The following is a 15,679-nucleotide window of genomic DNA, read 5'->3' on the forward strand; positions in this document are numbered from 1 at the left end:
CGTCCGGTCGCCGGGCCCCGGCTCGACCAGCTGCGGCACACCTGCCGCCAGCGCGCCCAGCAACGTCCCGGCGCCACCGTGGTGCACGATCCCGTCGCAAAACGGCAGCACGCGCGGGATAGGCACCCACCCGACCGTCCTGACGTTGTCCGGCAAGCCCTCCGTCTTCTCCGGCCGCACCAGCACGAACTCCGCGTCCACGTGCTCCGCCGCCCTGGTGACGGCCGCCATCATCCGGCCGGCTCCAGGACCGGGCGCGGTGCTGCGGCTGACCAGGATGCGCGGCTTGCCCGCGGGTTCGGCGAGCCACTGCGGCACCTCGCCGTCACCGCTGTACGCGACGAACCTCATCGGCTGCCCCACCCGGAACTCCATGATGGACCGCGGCGCGGTACGCAGAACCGTTGCGGGAGAACGCACCTCGGCCTTCATTCGTGCGCCAACCGCGGCCGTGAGCTCCAGCCCGTCGAACAACGACACGTCGTGGACGATCGAAGGCACACCGAGCGCCGACCCTGCGGCGGCGAGCGGTTCGTGCACTACGACGTCCGGGCGCCACTTCCCGGCAAGCGCCTGCAGCGGTGCTGTCATGGCGTCGCCGACCCTGCCGAACAGCCGGGACACGAAGTCGAGCCTGCCGCTGCCCCGCATCTCCCTCTTGGCCACCAACGGATGCGTCAGCATGATGCGCAACGCGATCGGTCCGAAGCGGACGTTCGCGGGAACCACGTCCTCGACGTGCAGTCCGGACTCGCGAACCCTGAGTGCTTCGCCACCGGTCGCGACCACGACGTCGTGCCCCGCGTCGCGCAACGCCAACGCCAGCGGCATCAACGGAAAGACGTGACCCAGCAAGGGCGCGGCAACCACGAGAACACGCATACGACCAGGTTACGGCTCGATCAGCCGTCGCACGGCGTCCTCGACGGTTCGCCGCCGCACCAGGTGGTCCGAGCCGTCGGCCGGTGCGTTCGACCACATCGACGCGATGGCCAGTACCAGCACCAGCACCTGCTCGGCGGAGAACCGCGTGGACACCAGCCCTCGCGACTGGGCCTCCCGGATCGCCTCGATCTCGGCGGCCCGGCTGACCCTGCCCGGCCGCTCCAGCCGGTGCCAGGTCGCGAGCCGGTCGAACTCCGGGTGCTCGTGCCGCCGGTCGTACAGCTTGGCCGCGTACGCGGGCAGGTCGGCGGCGTCGAACTCCACGAACGCGGCCTCCGCCACCTCGGACTGCACGGCGTCGAACAGCTCGTCCTTGCCGCCGTAGTAGGTGTAGGCGAGTCCTGCGGAACACCCGGCGATGCGTGCGATCCGCTCCATCCGCGCGCCGGCGATCCCGTAGGCCGCGAACTCCACCAGCGCGGCGTCCAGCAACCGGCGGCGGGTCTGTTCCCGATCGCGGCCGACCATGGCGTTCAGGCTATGGCGAAGGGCCGCACTCCCTGAAGAGTGCGGCCCCTGCTGGTTCAAGATTCACTTGGCCATGTCGAACCAGTTGAAGCCCTCGACCATCTGGCGGGTCGTGTCGCTGAGGTAGCGCGAGCCGGTGAGCTCCCAGCGCGTCACCCACACGACGCGACCCTCACCACAGGTGGCTGCGTCGAGAGCTTCACGAATGTGCGCGATCTCGGAATCTCGTTCAAGGGGCTCGCGCACAAGTTGATCGTAGCGGCCATTCGGCGGGCTACATGCTGGTCATCGACACCGCATACGGGCGACTTGATGCTCCATCGGGGTGAACGTCAGCGCACACACCCGTCCTGGGGGCGTGCCTTGCCCGCGAACTGGTACTCGACGAACTGCTTCGCCTGCTCCGGGTCGGCCACCAGGCCGGCCCCGTTCGTGACGACGGCGGGGTCGCTGACCGGCAGCGTCGCTGTGAGGATCTTGACCGGGCCCTGGAACCGTTGTGCGAACTCCAGCACGTCCCACCCGGCGTCGACCTTGATCGTCGTGCTGATCTCGCGGGCGAGGGGCAGCGCGTTGCTCTTGGTGATCTTGGCGGCGAGCCCGGTGAGGAACGCCTGGTGCCGCTTGACCCGGTCGAAATCACCCATCTCCAGGCCCTTGCGCTGACGAAGGAACGCGAGCGCCTGGTCACCGGTGAGCGTCTGCCGCCCGGAGGGGAAGAAGGCCTCGGTCTCGAGGTCCTTGGTCGCGGCGACCACGCAGACCTCGACACCGCCGACAACCTCCGCGATCCGGCCGAACTCGGCCATCTTGATCGCGGCGTAGTGGTCGACCTTCGTGGCGGTCAGCCGCTCGACGGCTGTGGTCAGCTTCTTCGGGTCCTCCCGGAAGAGTGCGTTGATCCTGTCGTTGCCGATCTGGATGTCGCGTGGCAACGACACGGCGTTGACGGACCCATCGCCCCCGAAGCGCGCGAACACGAGCGCGTCGGTGTTGTTGTTGTCGTCGATGCCGATGAGCAGCACGTTTTGCGGGGAGGCCGGTGGCGGCGGTGCCGCTGGCGCAGCGTCGGTCTTCTTGATGGCCGTCGGGATGATCACGGCCGCGGCGGCGGCGGCCGCGGTCAGCGTCGCCACACCGACGATCAGGCCGAGCGGCTTGCGGCGCTTCTTGCGCTTGTGCAGTTCGGCCAGCACGGTCCGGGAGTCGACACGCTCCTCGGCCTCCGCGGCGATGGCCTGGCGGATCAGGTCGTTCATGAGTGCACCCCCAGGGTGGCGGACCGGGCGATTTCGTGGGCACGCAACGTCTGCAACGCGCGAGAGAGTTGGCTGCGCACGGTGGATTCCGTGCAACCAAGCACCTGAGCGATCTCTGTGTCACTGCAGTCCTCGTAGAACCGCAGCACCAACGCGGCGCGTTGTTTGCGCGGCAGCACGGCGATCCGTGCGCGCATGGCCTCCCGTTCGGCGTGCGCGTCGGCGGGATCGGCCATCGACGGCACGTGCCTGGCGAGCTCACCGCGTTCCACCGCAATCTCTCGCGCTGCCTTGCGGTGCCGCCACGACAGGTAGTCGTTGGTCACCATGCGCTTCACGTAGAGATAGGGCGCATCCATCGCTCCGATGCGATCCCACTTGCTCTGCGCGCGCAGAAGCACGTTCTGCACGATGTCCTGCGCCAGGTGTTTGTCGCAGGTGATCGCGGTGGCGTACCTCAGCAGCCGGTCGAGCCGATCAGTGACGAACTGGTCGAACCCCACACCGCCCCCTTCGTGTCCGTGGTCTGTTGCGGCTCGGGAAACCTCCTCACTGCCCTCATCCGCTGCATCGGGTTTTGTGGTCCGGACCACAGATGTCTCGGTTTGGACGGATTTCGGTGTGAAGTCTTTTCACGTTCGCGTCCATCCGTGAGCCTTCACCCCATGCGCATCATTCCTGCACTCGCGCTGTTGTCGCTGCTGCTCGTCCCCGTCGACGCTGCCGCGGCACCCAACGGCAACTACTACCTGCAAAGCGCCGTGACCGGCCAGAACGCCGCCGTGTCCGGCTCGTCCGTGGTCCAGCACCGCCCGAAGGGCAACGAGGATCGCCAGCAGTTCACCTGGAACGGCAGCACGCTGTCGGAAGGCGGCCAGTGCCTCGGCCGCTCCGGCGACGCCGTCCAGATGGTCAGCTGCTCCAGCGCGGACGCACAGTGGGTCGCCACCCTCGATGACCAGGACCGTTACCGGTTCAAGGATCCGGGCTCGTCGCGGTACCTGATCGCGTCCGGCACCGACCAGGTCCGCGTCGGCACCGGCGACGACACGTGGTTCCTCACACCCGTCAACCCGGTCCGAGTCCAGGTTCCGAACGACCCACGCCTGGACGAGATGACGTTCCTGACCTCCCACAACGCCTACGCGAACGGCGTCGACGGCGGCTTCACGTTCGGCAACATCGCCCCGAACCAGTCCCGCGGCATCGTGCAGCAGCTCAACGACGGCGTGCGCGGCTTCATGCTCGACATCCACCAGACCGCCGACGGCGCGATCCTCTGCCACAACAGCTGCACGCTCGTCAGCAAGCCCGTGGCGCTCAACGTCGACATCCAGCGCATCGTCGACTTCCTCAAGGCACGCCCGACGGAGATCGTCACGGTCTTCCTGGAGGACTACGTCTCCGCGGAGGTCCTGCGCGCCGAGCTGGCCCGCGTCAACGGCCTGAACGACGTCCTCCACAGAGCAGAGGGCGTGCGGGAGAACGGCTGGCCGACGTTGTCGCAGATGAGGGCCAGCGGCAAGCGTTTGCTCATCTTCACCGACCACAGCCCCGACGGCCGCGAGAACTCCGGCGTCCTCTACCAGCGCGACTGGACCGTCGAGAACTACTGGTCGATGGGCTCGGGCACGGGCACGTCCGACTGGTCGTGCTACTCCCGCTGGAGCAAGCCGCTCACCGCGACGGAAAGCAACTTCCGCCCGTTGTTCGTGATGAACCACTTCCGCGACGTCCCGATGCAGGGCACCGTCGCGACGGACAACTCGAAGGCCGTCAACCGCGCCCAGCGCTTCTGCGAGCCAGCGGCCCGCAAGACCCCGAACTACCTTGCCGTCGACTTCTACCACCTGAACACGCCGTCGCTCCCGGCCGAGCGCCACCCGAACGGCTCCGGTTCCGTCGCACTGTCGGCAGCTTCGACGCTGTGCCTGGACAACAACGCCGGCGGCACCGCCAACGGCAACCCGGTGCAGATCTGGACGTGCAACAACTCCTACGCGCAGAAGTGGCGCGTCGTCGCGGACGGCACCATCGCCATCTCCGGCAAGTGCCTCGACGTGAACGGCAGTGGCACCACCAACGGCACGATCGTCCAGCTGTGGGAGTGCAACGGCACCGGCGCGCAACAGTGGCGCGTGCGGTCGGACGGTTCGGTGCAGAACCCGCAGTCGGGGCTGTGCCTGGACAACCCCGGTGCGTCGACGACTCCTGGCACGCGCCTGAACATCTGGACGTGCAACGGGTCCGCGGCTCAGGCCTGGAGGTTCCGCTAGGGCTTGCGAGCGACGCCGACGTAGACGTCCTCCGGGCCGCCTTCTCCGGCCGGGCCGAGTTCCGGGTGCCACTTCGGTGCTGGGACGACGCCCGGCTGGAGCACCTCCATGCCCGCGAACACGGGCTCGAACTCCGTGAGGGCACGGAAGTACATGGGGTCGCGGCTGTGTTGCATGGCCTCGACGACGGCGCCCATCTCCTGCGGCTTGAAGTCGGCGGTCAGGTGCGAGAGCGCGATCAGGCTGCCGGACGGCACGGCGTCGCGGTAGCGGGCGACGACCTCGGCGGGGCCCTTCTCGTCCGAGACGAAGTGCAGCACGGCGACCATGAGCAGGCCGACGGGCTTGGAGAAGTCGATCAGGTTCGTCACGACCGGGTCGGAGAGGACCTGATCCGGCTGGCACATGTCCGCCTGCACGACGTCCGCGTTGTCGTTGCCCTCCAGGATGAGCTGGCTGTGGGAGACCGCGACCTCGTCGTAGTCCACGTAGACCACGCGTGCGTCCGGGTTTTCCTGCTGCACGATCTCGTGGACGTTGCCGACGGTCGGGATGCCCGAGCCGAGGTCGAGGAACTGGTCGATGCCCTGCTCCATCATCAGCAGGACGGCGCGGCGCATGAACGAGCGGTTCGAGGACGCGATCGCGCGGCCGTCGTGCAGGATCTGCAGCACCTTCTCGCCAACCATGCGGTCCGACGCGAAGTTGTGGCCACCTCCCAACAGGTAGTCGTAGACGCGCGCCGCGCTGGGCACGTCCGTGTTGATTCCTGCGGGCACCCAGGAGAAAGGCTCGGCCATGCCGCAGAACTTACCTGTTTGCGCGCACGCGTGTATCGAACCGGATCGGGTGAAAACGTCAACCACAGCGCGCGAAACGGGCCGAGATCTGCTCCACCAGCACGGATGCGCCGGCACCCCGGGCTTCCTGGGCCAGCCATCGCAGTTGGTCGTCGGCGCGCGCGGAACGCAGGTTCGTGGCGGCTGCCACCGCTTCTCCCGCGAACTCACCGGCGGCGGCTGTGTCGCCGATCGCGAGATGGTTGCGGGCCAACGCTGTCAACGCGATCACGCGGGCGCGGACGTGCTCCGCGCCGTACGTGTCGACCTTTGTCGTGAGCGAAGCGATCGCCTGCGAGGGATCGCTCAGGTCCCTTCGGTCGGCCCACGAGTTGTGCGCCGCCACGAACCCGAGCTGGAACGCCTTCAAAGCGTCATCAGGTGCGTTGTGGTGGAGGAACATCCGGCCTGCCCGCGTCAGCACCGAGGCGATCAGCGACTCGTTCTCCGCCTGCCGCGCCAGCGTCAGCGCGCGTTCGAAGTGCGGCAGCGCCACGCCGGGCAGCCCGCTGTCGAACGCGGTCCAGCCCGCCAGCTCGTGCACCTCCGCGACGGCCGTCCACATCTCCTCGTCCCCCACGAGGATCATCGGTTCGACGGCGGTGAGATGCTCCAACACCGAGGCGTGGCAGGCGATCCCGCCGTACTGCTGGTCCAACGCGCGCAACGCCCGTGTGCGGGCCTGAACGTTCTCCGGCGCGACGCGTTCCGCCGGTGCGGCGGAAGGCAGCCAGTCGAAGGTCGGCGCGCCCACCATGATCCGCGCCGCGTGCTCCAGGAACCGTTGCCGCGCGGTGGAATTCTCCTGGATCAGCTCCGCGGCCTCGGTGAAGCCGTCCGCTACGGCGACCTTGCACCAGCGCGTGGCCTCCTCGGTCTCGCCGAGCGCGAACAACGCCCGCGCCAGCCGCACCGCCGCGTCACCGAGGTGCTGGTCGGCGGCGACCCGGAAGTGCACGGCGGCCTCACGCGGGTTCCCGGCCCGTTCCGCGGTCTCACCGAGGCGGTAGAGCCGTTCGACTGCCTCGTCGAGCTCGTGCTGGGCCAGCAGCCTCTCACTCATCACTGCCTCCGAGAATCCGCCGCAGCTCGGCCCGGCCGCGGGTGAGGTGCGTCCGCACGGTCGACTCGCTGACCAGGAGCACCGAGGCGATCTCGCTGACCGAGTAGCCGAGCAGGTGGTGCAACGCCACCGTCTCGCGGTGCCTGGGGGAGAGCTCGCGCAGGGCAGCGTGCAGCGCCTCCACCTCGTGCACCTGTTCGGCGACATCAGGCACCGTGACCAGTGGAGTTTCGTGTTGGTGGCGTTGCTGCCATCGCCGCATCAGCCGTATCGCCACCTTCAGCACCCACGCCTCGGGCTTGTCGTACGCGTGGATGTCGTCCCAACGGTGCCGGGCGATCAGCAACGCGTCCTGCGCCACGTCCTCGACCACGCGGGTGTCGCCGGTGAGCGCGGTCAGCGTCCTGGTCACCACGGGCAGGCAGGTGCGGAAGAACTCGGCGAAGCCCTGATCCGGCTCCGGTGTGCTCAACGGCCTTCCCTTCAGCGTCCGCTCGTGTCCTTCACCGCCAGAAGGCGACCTTCACCCGTTACAGGCGCTGAAGCCAGGAAAGGCTGAGTCGAACACGCGTATTCACCCGTTCAGACCCATAAGTCGTGTGGTCAAGCCGTGACATCCACACACACGTGTGACAAGCGGCTCTCGGTAGCTGGGCGGGCCTGCGGAAACGTTGGCACTTTCCAGATTCCCGCAGTGTGCCCCCGACCTCTGCCGCCTAGGAGCGATTTCGTGAAACGTCCGCTCGCCGCGTTGACGGCCGCCTCGTTCGCCGTAGTGACACCTCCCGCGCACGCTGGTCCAGGCGACGGCAGGTTGACCGTGAAGGTCATTCGTGACGTCAACGCGAACGGCATGTACGAGGCCGCGCTCGAAGTCGGGTGGCGGGTGCCTCCGTCCTCGTGACCGACCCGGCGGGCAAGACCGCGACCGGCACGACCGGTGCGGACGGCAACGTCGCCGTGGGCCTCGGCTCGGTGAGCGGTGGCAAGTACCGCGTGCAGGTGAACCCTCCCGCGGGTAGCCCGCTGGTGCCCGCCCCCGCGGGCACCGGCATTGAGAGCAACATGATGTTCGTCGACGTGGCGGGGCAAGGACACCAGCGTCACCACAGCGTTGTGGAACCCGGCCGACTACTGCCAGTCGAGCGCGAACCTCGCCACGGCGTGCCAGCGGGCGACGCGTGACCGCGACGGCAAGAGCATGGTGAACGGCTCAGCGCGCTCGCTGGTCACCTTGCCGTTCACCGCGCGTGGCACGAACGCCGCGCCGGCACAGGTCGCGAACCAGGGTGCTACCGGGACGGTGTTCGGTCTCGCCTACCTGCTAGGGAAGCAGGTGGCGGAAGGCGGCGACCAGCAGCATGCGTTGCTGGTCGACGTCGAGCCCTTCGTCGAGCTCCTCGTCCTGACGGAACTCCTTGGTGTTGTACGAGCCGCGCGGGCCGAACGACTCGACGCGGACCGCGATGTCGACGAGGTCGGAGACCAGTTCCACAGTGGACTGGTCGTCCGGGATCGGTTCGTTCTGCTGGAACAGCTCGTAGGAGAACCGCATCCCGATCGTGCCGTCGAACGTGGCCTGCTCGGTGGGCAGCTGCATGGCGTCGAACACGGCTCGGTAGAGCGCGGCGCCGGTCAGGTGCAGCGGGGTCATTACGACGTGCGTGACGCCGAGGTCGTGGCTGCGCACCGAGATCGCGACGGTCGGGCCGTCCAGCGCGGGCGGTACGGGTTGCGGGAACACGGGAAGCTCCGACTTGCGGTCTGCGCGCCACGTCGCGACCAGGCGGTCGGCCGCGTCCACCAGGTCGATGTGCTTGCGGGGCGCGAGCAGGGGCGGCAGCGGTTCCTCGTCGAGCCGCACGATGAACAGGAAGGCGCGGCGGCGCGTCATCTCGAGGGTGAACGCCGCCGTCCACTCCTTGGTGACCCACTCGCGCTGCGGGGTGTTCGCCGACCACAGCAGGACGTAGTAGTCGGAGGTCGCCAGCGCTTCGTCGATGGCGGCGATCACGTTGTCACCGGGCGCTATCTCGTTCTCGTCGAGGTAGGCGTTGACGTTGCGCTCCTCCAGCTCGGCACGCAGCTGCTCGGCGTGCGGGCGGTCCTTGCCGGCGAACGACAGGAACACCTTGGGGCGGGTTTCGAGCGGCACGGGTTCTCCGTTCTTCCTGAGTCTTCTGCGGAGCGGGCCCGCTTTGGTCTGGATGCCCGCGTCGCCGTGCAGGGACCAGCACGCCCAGTCGGCCGGGTGCCGGTCGGCGACTTCTCTCAGTGCGTGCTGAAGTGCGCGGTCGCGGGGCAGCTTGGCCAGGTGGCGGTCGAACGCGTCGAGCACCTTCTGCGCGGCGTCGTCCTCGGCCTTCCACCGGGCTGCGACGACTGCTCCCGCGCCCGCGGTGATGGCCGCGCGGACGAAGCCGACCTTCTCGTCGCGGCCCCGCTGCTGGGCCATGCCGGACTCGCAGGCGCCCAGCACGACCGTGCCGCACGCGCTGAAGTCCATGTTGGCCAATGCTTCCGCGGAAACCCGTTCATCGCCGAACCTCAGCCACGACTGATCGGGGTCGATGCGGTCGTGGGTGCCGTGGGCGTCGATGCGGATCCGTTGGAATCGATGTCCTTTGAGGACGTCCTCCAGTTGCGAGGCTTTGGTGAACTTCTCGCCCGTTGCCGTGGCTCTGCGAAGCCTCGGGTCAGGGCTGAAGATGGCCGTCTCGTCGCCTCTCTGCTTGCGGGAGCGGCGTTGGAGCTGAGGCAGCGCGGACAGGCACGGCAGGCTGGACAGCGCGTGCGTGAGGCCCAGGTAGTAGGTGGTGCCGGGGACGGGAAGGCCGGCTAGCGGGACGTCCGAGAGGACGTCACCCGCCACCACGGCGATCCGGGTGATCCCCGGCGGCAGGGCTTTGACGACGTCTTCCAGCGCGATCAGCCTGGTGAGCTCGACGAGCAGCGCGCCGAGGATCGCGGGGTCGTAGTGGGGTTTCCACGCCTTGAGCTTGCGGATCGTGTCGGTGAGCTCGCTGATGTGGACGTCGGTCGTCAGGTGGACGATCCTGCGGCCGATGATCACGTGGTGGAGCTGGTCCGGCGTCGCGTGCATCATCCACACGACCTGGTCGCGGGGCAAATGCCTGGTCTTGTGGATGAGCCAGCGCCTGGCCGCCGACACGTCGGTGAACCTCGGGAGGTTGCGGGGCTCGGTGAGAATCGTGGCGCCACGGGCCGCCTCGACGGCGACCACAAGTCCTGCCAACGCCTTCCTGCCGTCGCGCTGGACGCGGCGGACCGCGGCGAGCACGCGGCCGTCGTGTTCGTCGGGGGCGGCACGCAGCATCCGGAGTTTGACTTTGGGGCTGTACTGGTGGTCGGCGATGTCTTCTTCGACGTGGTGCGAGTCGGTCCAGTGTTGTGCTGCCTGGTCCTCGTCGCCGGCGTCGGCGTACGTGTCGCCGAGTTTGCGCAGCGCCAGCGCTTTCGGCTCGGCGTGGTTCGAGCGCGTCGCGGCCTCGTGGAAGTGGTGGAGGGCCTGGTCGAGCCGCCCTTTCGCGTAGGCGAGCTCGGCCGCGGTCAGGTGCCAGAGAGCGGAGTTCCCTTTGCCCAGCAGGCCTTCCGCCGTGGTCAGTTCGTCGTCGGCGATCAGGCGGCGGACGTGGTCCAGACGGCGTTCGAGGCTCAGCGTCCTGGTGGCGTCCGGGAGCTTCGAGATCACCTCCGGGCCGGCCGCGGCGACCAGCAGCGGGAACAGTTTGCGTGCCGCGCCCGGCTGCCTGGTCAGAACGAGCAGAACGGTCAGCTCGTACAGGACGGCGAACCTCAGTGCGGGTTCGATCTGGAAGCTGGTGACGCACCTCGTCATCAGCGCCAGTGCTTCCTCGTACCGGACTTCTCTTCTTAGCGCCGCGGCCCGTTGCAGGAACTCGGCGGGAGTGCGCGGAGTCCGGTCGTCGATCTTCGGGACGTGGGAGCCCCTGCGCACGTCGAGCAGGAGCCGGTCCCTGCCGACGTGCTCGAGGTGCTCGGTGCGTCCGGCGCGGCGGAAGTGACGTTCGGCGGCGTCCAGCTCGCTTTCCGCGGTGGGGTAGTCGTAGCGGTCGGCGGCGGCCAGTGCCGCCACCCGAGCGAGCATCGCCTGCTGAAGCTCGGTGAGGTTCAGTTTGCGAAGCTCGCGCACGTCTTGCGCCGCACCGGCGTGATCCGTTGCGGCGCTGCGGATCTGAGCCCTGAGGACTCTCAGCGCCGTGTCGTCGCTCTTGGCCAGGTACTGGTCGCAGCGTTGTGCGGCTTTGGCGATCGCGCCGAGGTTGAGCAGCGTGGCGCAGTGGTCGTGGCCGACGATCGGGCTGATCTTCGCGGCCTTCTCGTAGGCGAGGTCGACCCCGAGCACGTTGCCGCGCAGGGCGGCGGAGCGAGCGGCCTTGATCGCCTCTGCGAGGGGTGTGCCGGGTTCGATCTCCATTCAGTCCCCGCAGCCCTTGGCGTCGTCGTCCTCGGGGCAGATCAGCACGATGCGCGCGGCCGGGCCTTTCGGCGTTGGCGGGCGTGTGCTGCTCGGGGCGCCGGAGTCGAGCGTGATCACGATGTTCAGGCTGGTGGGCACGCCGATCCGCGGTGGTGCGTCGACCCGGCTCCACTCGGCGTCGCGGTGCACGCGCACGTCCGCCGGGACTGCCTGGTGCCGGTCGGCGGTCACCTCGCGGATCGTGACGGTCATGTCCTGGTTGAGCGCATCCGCGACGACCGGTCCGTCCTTTGTGGGCAGAGTCGCGCGGAAGCTCTCGTTGACGTAGAACGTGGTGCCGGGGGAGTTGAGCACTTCGCCGAGGGTGAGCTTCTGGGTGTTGACCCGGTGCAGTGGCGATCTGTCGACGTGGACCGCCTTGCCGTCGGTGATGCGCATGGTGGTGTCGCCGTTGAGCGTTTCGAGGACCCTGGTCGACCACTGATGTCCCGGCGGGCTCAGGAAGATCTCCTGCTTGCCGACCATGGCACCGACGTCGCCGAACCTGACGGCCTGCAGCAGCCCGTCTGTTTCACCGTGCTTGGCCAGCACGTCCGCGATGTCGCGGAGCATGGCCGCGCCTTCCACGGCGCCGTTGTGGCCCAGCAGTGGATCGGAGCTGGCGACGGTGACCTGGTCCTTGTTGACGTACAGCGATGAGCTCTGGCCGTCGGGCGTGCGGACCTGGATCGGGGTGCCGGTCGGCGGGGTGTTGCCGAAGTTCGCGATCGGCGGGCCGTCCGGGGTGGCGGTCAGCGTCATGAACTCGCCGGTGGGCGGCGCTCGTGGGTTCAGCTTCGCCAGCAGGTGCCTGGCGATTCCTTGAGCGTCAGGCACTCCGGCGCGCACCGCGAAACCCTCTGCCGGTGCGTCCGGTCCGATGGTGAGCCAGGGGTCGTCCTTGCCGCCGATGCGGTGCTGCAGCTGGCCGTTCGCGTCGCGTTGGCTGTAGAAGACGTTGTCGTTCAACGTTTTGCCGCGCTGCAGCGGGTGCAGGGCCTGGATCATCCTGTTGACGACACCTCTGGCCCAGCTGAGCGAGATGAACGAGCGGGTCTTCTCGGTGGTGAGCGTGCCGAGGTGGTTGCCCTGGTAGTCGACGCGGTAGTCGATCTTTCCTCGGCTGGCCTTGAGGGTCGTGGCGAGGTGGCGTACTGAGGTTTGTGGTTGCAGGACCTTCAGCTCGCCCAGCGGGATGACCTGGCGGCCGGTTGCGGCGGTGCGGACTTCCGCTGTTCCGTTGGTGGTGCTGATGGTGCGTTCGACGCTGTCGACGACCTTGCGCTGACCCTCCACGAGGCCGACCGTGACGTCCGTGATCTTGCCGTTGCCGCCGTTGAGCGTCGAGGTCTCGTCCTTCGGCCCGGCACGGCGGACCGGTTCCGGGAGGTCGGCCTTGAAGCCGTCGCCGATGCGGGCGATCCGGTCGCCGAGCGAGACGCCGCCGCGCACACCGTGGAAACCGCAGTTCTTGAACGCTTTCGACGGCTTGGTGAGCACGGCTTCCCGGGTGGCCGACGGAGGCCGCACCGGACGGATGTCGCTGCGTTCCTTGAGGTCGTCGCGACAGGCGTACCACTCCGCGAACCTGAGGCCGGTGCGGGGCTCGGTCTCCGGGAGGCGCTTTCCCTTGCCGGTCAACCACTCCAGTGCACCGCTCCAGCGCATGATCTGGTCGAGCCGCGCGTACTGGGCCTCGTGGTCGGCGACGGCCTGGTAGTGCTCGTCCCACCACCGGAGCCCTCTTCCGAAGGCGTAGCTGGGTTCGATCTCGCCTTCCGCACCGTCCGAACGGGAGAACAGCCGGGTGGACTGCGCGCCGATCGATGCTTTGTCCTCGCTGAAGGAGAACGCCTTGTCGTTCTGGCCGAACCAGAGTCTTCCGCTTTCCGCGCCCGGATCGGTCGCACAGTGGCTCGGAGGGGTGACGGCCTCGCTGTCCGGCACGAACCCGGTGATCGTCGGCACGCCGTCGCCCACCCCGTCGACCCATTGCTTGGCGATGAGGTCGGTGTAGAAGAGCGTCATGCCGACCTCGGTGCCCGCGATGCCGCCTTCGTACCGCGCTTCGTTGTAGAGCGGGCGGTTTCTGATGAGGTTCAGCATCGTCCACAGGTCTGTGCGATCGGCCGGGAGGCCGTTGGCTTTGAGCTTTTCCGGTGTCGCTTCGTCGAAGATGCCAGCCTGGATGAGCTCGGTGTCGGCCTGCCCGGCCAGGAGTTGGTCGATGGTCTGCTGGGGGACGTTCTTCAGGACCGCCTGGACGTCTTCTCGCGTCGGGGTCTCGTCCGGTGGGTCGAGGGAGAACGCAGGCTGCTCGTGCTTGGCGTAAGCGCGCTGCAGCACGGTGATGTCCTGAGCGGTGATGTCAGGGCCAGGCCAGTTCCAGCCGCCCGCGTGCACCTCGTCACCGCGAACCTCCAGCGTGGACAGGTGTTTCGCGGTCGCGAGGAATCTGTTCAGCTCGTCCGCGTCACCGATTTTCGCGGTGACGTAACCGTTCTGCGCGCGAAAGTCGTTGGCGCCTTGTTTGTTCTCGTCAGTGATGGCGATCGTGTGGTCGCGGATCTCGTAACGGTGGACCTGCACGTTCTGCGGATAGTTGCCCGTGTCCGTGCGGTGCTGGTCCAGCAGCAGTCCGGCTGTCCGCTTGTCGTTGACGTCGTCACGTGGAACGAGCAGGTGCAGCGTATCGCCGTGGCGCAGCGCCCTGCCAGGCCCTGTCGGCTGCCTGGCGAGGTCTGCGAATCCGTTGTCCCTGATGGGAAGCGTGTCGAAGAACGCGTCGCGCATCTGTCCCGTGTCCATTTCGAGCTGCGACGCCAGCCCGATGCGTGCCCAGTCCCTGATCTGGTCGTCGCGTTCGGCCCTGTCCTCGCTGAGCGCGCTCTCTGCCGCCGCGAACGACACCGTGAAACCCTGCTGCTGCCGTTGTGCCGCAGCCTCATCAGGCTGAAGCACGACCACGATGCCCGCAGCCGCAACAAACACGGCCACGGCCAACGCGATGAGAAGCGTTCGTTGGCGCATGGACGATCCTCCGTGTGTCGCAGGTTAACGATCCAGACGGCCGATAGATCGCTTGTCCACTTTCTGTCCACGAACTGCCCAAACGATCTTGTCGGTGCTCCTCGGCACACTGGATCCACCACCGATCCGAGGAGACCGCTATGTGCTGGGACTGCGACCACCCCGCCGGCCGCATGGAAGAACACCTGGCCACCCTGCGCCGCTGCATCGACGCGCGAGGGTGGGCCGTGCAGGCGATCGAACGAGACCGAGCCCATCCACCCTGGGCCTACACCGTCGGCCTCACCCTGCGCGGCCTGCCGGAGCTCGTCGTGACGGGCATGGCCGTCCTCGAAGCAGGCCGCCTGCTCGACGACACCGCCGAACACCTCACGCACAGCTGCGTGCCGTCGCCGGGTCAGCGCTTCAGCCTGGAGGGCGGTCCGGTGCTGGAGGTGGTGCGGGTGGCGCGTCCGTGGGCGCACCTGCTGGTGTCCGCGCGGCTGTTCGGGGAGGGCATCGACGCTTTGCAGCTCGTGCACGCCGATGAGGCAGGGCGGTGGCCTTGGGACCGCGACTACGAGGGCGTGCTGGGCGGGCAGCCGGTGCTGGGCGTGAGAGCCGGTTCACCGGGAGGGTGAGGGCCCTCAGCTCACGGAGCGGCCGATCCGATCACCGAGCCTCTGCAAGTGCTCGACCAGCTCGGCCGGGCCGTGCACCGTGAAGTCGCAACCCAGCAAGGTGAGGCGGAACGCGAGGTAGTCGATCGTGTCCTCGACGCTGTGCCAGGTGCACGAGCCGTCGTCGATGGCCGTCAGGTCGCCGGCGAAGTCCGCCAGCCGGGCCCGTGCCAGGTCCACGGGCAGTTGCAGGGTCGCGCGAGCCCGGTAGGTCGGGGCCGTGTCGTACATCTTCTGCGTCACGTACTCCGTCGCGTCCCCGCCGGGTGGCGTGCGGGGTGAGAACCGTGCCCCGGTGGCCTGTGCCGAGGAGATGCGGTCCAGCCGGAAGATCCGCCAGTCGTTCCGTTCCACGTCGAAGGCGAGGAGGTACCAGCGCCGGCCGAGCGCTACCAACTGAACAGGCTCGACGTGCCGCTTCGACACCACGTTCTCGTGCGCCACGTAGGCGAACCGCACCCGTTCGCGGGCGTGGGCCGCACCGGCGATCACGGTGAGCTGAGCCGGGTCGACCAGCGAGGCGAACGAGGCCGCGGCAGGCGCGGTGGCCGACGTCAGCGACGAGACACGCCGGGCGAGCCGGGGCGGCAAGACCTGCTGCAGCTTCGCGAGAGCGCGCAGCGACGCCTCGGCGATGCC

Annotated in this window: 15 protein-coding genes; 4 read left to right on the forward strand and 11 right to left on the reverse strand. The window is 68.2% G+C overall.

The window, feature by feature from the left end; translation table 11 throughout:
* From FXN61_RS36970 to FXN61_RS36990, 5 genes are all read right to left on the reverse strand, one after another.
* Positions 1-882, reverse strand: an 882-nt coding sequence (locus FXN61_RS36970; RefSeq protein ID WP_167978585.1) for a glycosyltransferase, incomplete at its 3' end; no start/stop codon positions are given.
* A 9-nt stretch (positions 883-891) separates the two neighbouring features.
* On the reverse strand, positions 892-1,413 hold the full coding sequence (locus FXN61_RS36975) for a TetR/AcrR family transcriptional regulator (RefSeq protein ID WP_167978586.1): 522 nt from the start codon (positions 1,411-1,413) through the stop codon (positions 892-894).
* Positions 1,414-1,476: 63 nt separating this feature from the next.
* A complete protein-coding gene (locus tag FXN61_RS36980) occupies positions 1,477-1,659 on the reverse strand; it encodes a hypothetical protein (RefSeq protein WP_167978587.1) in 183 nt (60 codons plus the stop codon).
* A gap of 86 nt (positions 1,660-1,745) precedes the next feature.
* Positions 1,746-2,672: an LCP family protein gene (locus FXN61_RS36985; RefSeq protein WP_167978588.1), complete on the reverse strand. Its 927-nt coding sequence runs from the start codon at positions 2,670-2,672 to the stop codon at positions 1,746-1,748.
* Positions 2,669-3,175: a SigE family RNA polymerase sigma factor gene (locus FXN61_RS36990; protein WP_167978589.1), complete on the reverse strand. Its 507-nt coding sequence runs from the start codon at positions 3,173-3,175 to the stop codon at positions 2,669-2,671. Before FXN61_RS36990 ends, FXN61_RS36985 begins: the two co-directional genes overlap by 4 nt.
* A 162-nt stretch (positions 3,176-3,337) precedes the next feature.
* On the opposite strand from FXN61_RS36990, the gene FXN61_RS36995 reads away from it, so the two are divergent.
* A complete protein-coding gene (locus FXN61_RS36995) occupies positions 3,338-4,948 on the forward strand; it encodes a PI-PLC domain-containing protein (protein ID WP_223165764.1) in 1,611 nt (536 codons plus the stop codon).
* Here FXN61_RS36995 and FXN61_RS37000 read toward each other — a convergent pair.
* From FXN61_RS37000 to FXN61_RS37010, 3 genes are read right to left on the reverse strand one after another with little or no spacing between them, the layout of a single operon-like run.
* The gene (locus tag FXN61_RS37000; protein ID WP_167978590.1) at positions 4,945-5,748 is read right to left on the reverse strand and encodes an SAM-dependent methyltransferase; all 804 of its coding nucleotides are present in this window, start codon (positions 5,746-5,748) and stop codon (positions 4,945-4,947) included. The two genes, FXN61_RS36995 and FXN61_RS37000, sit on opposite strands and share 4 nt — an antisense overlap.
* Positions 5,749-5,806: 58 nt before the next feature.
* Positions 5,807-6,850, reverse strand: a complete 1,044-nt coding sequence (locus FXN61_RS37005) for a tetratricopeptide repeat protein (RefSeq protein ID WP_167978591.1) — start codon at positions 6,848-6,850, stop codon at positions 5,807-5,809.
* A complete protein-coding gene (locus FXN61_RS37010; RefSeq protein WP_167978592.1) occupies positions 6,843-7,322 on the reverse strand; it encodes a sigma-70 family RNA polymerase sigma factor in 480 nt (159 codons plus the stop codon). The genes FXN61_RS37005 and FXN61_RS37010 overlap by 8 nt, the downstream gene beginning before the upstream one ends.
* 258 nt (positions 7,323-7,580) lie before the next feature.
* On the opposite strand from FXN61_RS37010, the gene FXN61_RS37015 reads away from it, so the two are divergent.
* Together FXN61_RS37015 and FXN61_RS37020 are read left to right on the forward strand one after the other, a co-directional pair.
* Positions 7,581-7,754: a hypothetical protein gene (locus FXN61_RS37015; RefSeq protein WP_167978593.1), complete on the forward strand. Its 174-nt coding sequence runs from the start codon at positions 7,581-7,583 to the stop codon at positions 7,752-7,754.
* Entirely contained in the window at positions 7,751-8,035 is a 285-nt protein-coding gene (locus FXN61_RS37020) for a hypothetical protein (RefSeq protein ID WP_167978594.1), read from the forward strand. The genes FXN61_RS37015 and FXN61_RS37020 overlap by 4 nt, the downstream gene beginning before the upstream one ends.
* Positions 8,036-8,174: 139 nt before the next feature.
* Here the strand turns inward: FXN61_RS37020 and FXN61_RS37025 are convergent, their stop codons facing one another.
* Together FXN61_RS37025 and FXN61_RS37030 are read right to left on the reverse strand one after the other, a co-directional pair.
* Entirely contained in the window at positions 8,175-11,309 is a 3,135-nt protein-coding gene (locus FXN61_RS37025; protein ID WP_167978595.1) for a TIR domain-containing protein, read from the reverse strand.
* A complete protein-coding gene (locus FXN61_RS37030) occupies positions 11,310-14,381 on the reverse strand; it encodes a hypothetical protein (protein WP_167978596.1) in 3,072 nt (1,023 codons plus the stop codon).
* Positions 14,382-14,521: 140 nt separating this feature from the next.
* Here FXN61_RS37030 and FXN61_RS37035 point away from each other — a divergent pair, with 140 nt between their 5' ends.
* A complete protein-coding gene (locus tag FXN61_RS37035) occupies positions 14,522-15,001 on the forward strand; it encodes a DUF4262 domain-containing protein (protein ID WP_167978597.1) in 480 nt (159 codons plus the stop codon).
* Between the two features lie 6 nt (positions 15,002-15,007).
* Here FXN61_RS37035 and FXN61_RS37040 read toward each other — a convergent pair.
* The coding region (locus tag FXN61_RS37040; RefSeq protein ID WP_167978598.1) for a helix-turn-helix transcriptional regulator at positions 15,008-15,679 on the reverse strand (672 nt) is incomplete at its 5' end.

The sequence above is a fragment of the Lentzea indica genome (assembly GCF_012184385.1).
Lineage (GTDB): Bacteria > Actinomycetota > Actinomycetes > Mycobacteriales > Pseudonocardiaceae > Lentzea > Lentzea indica.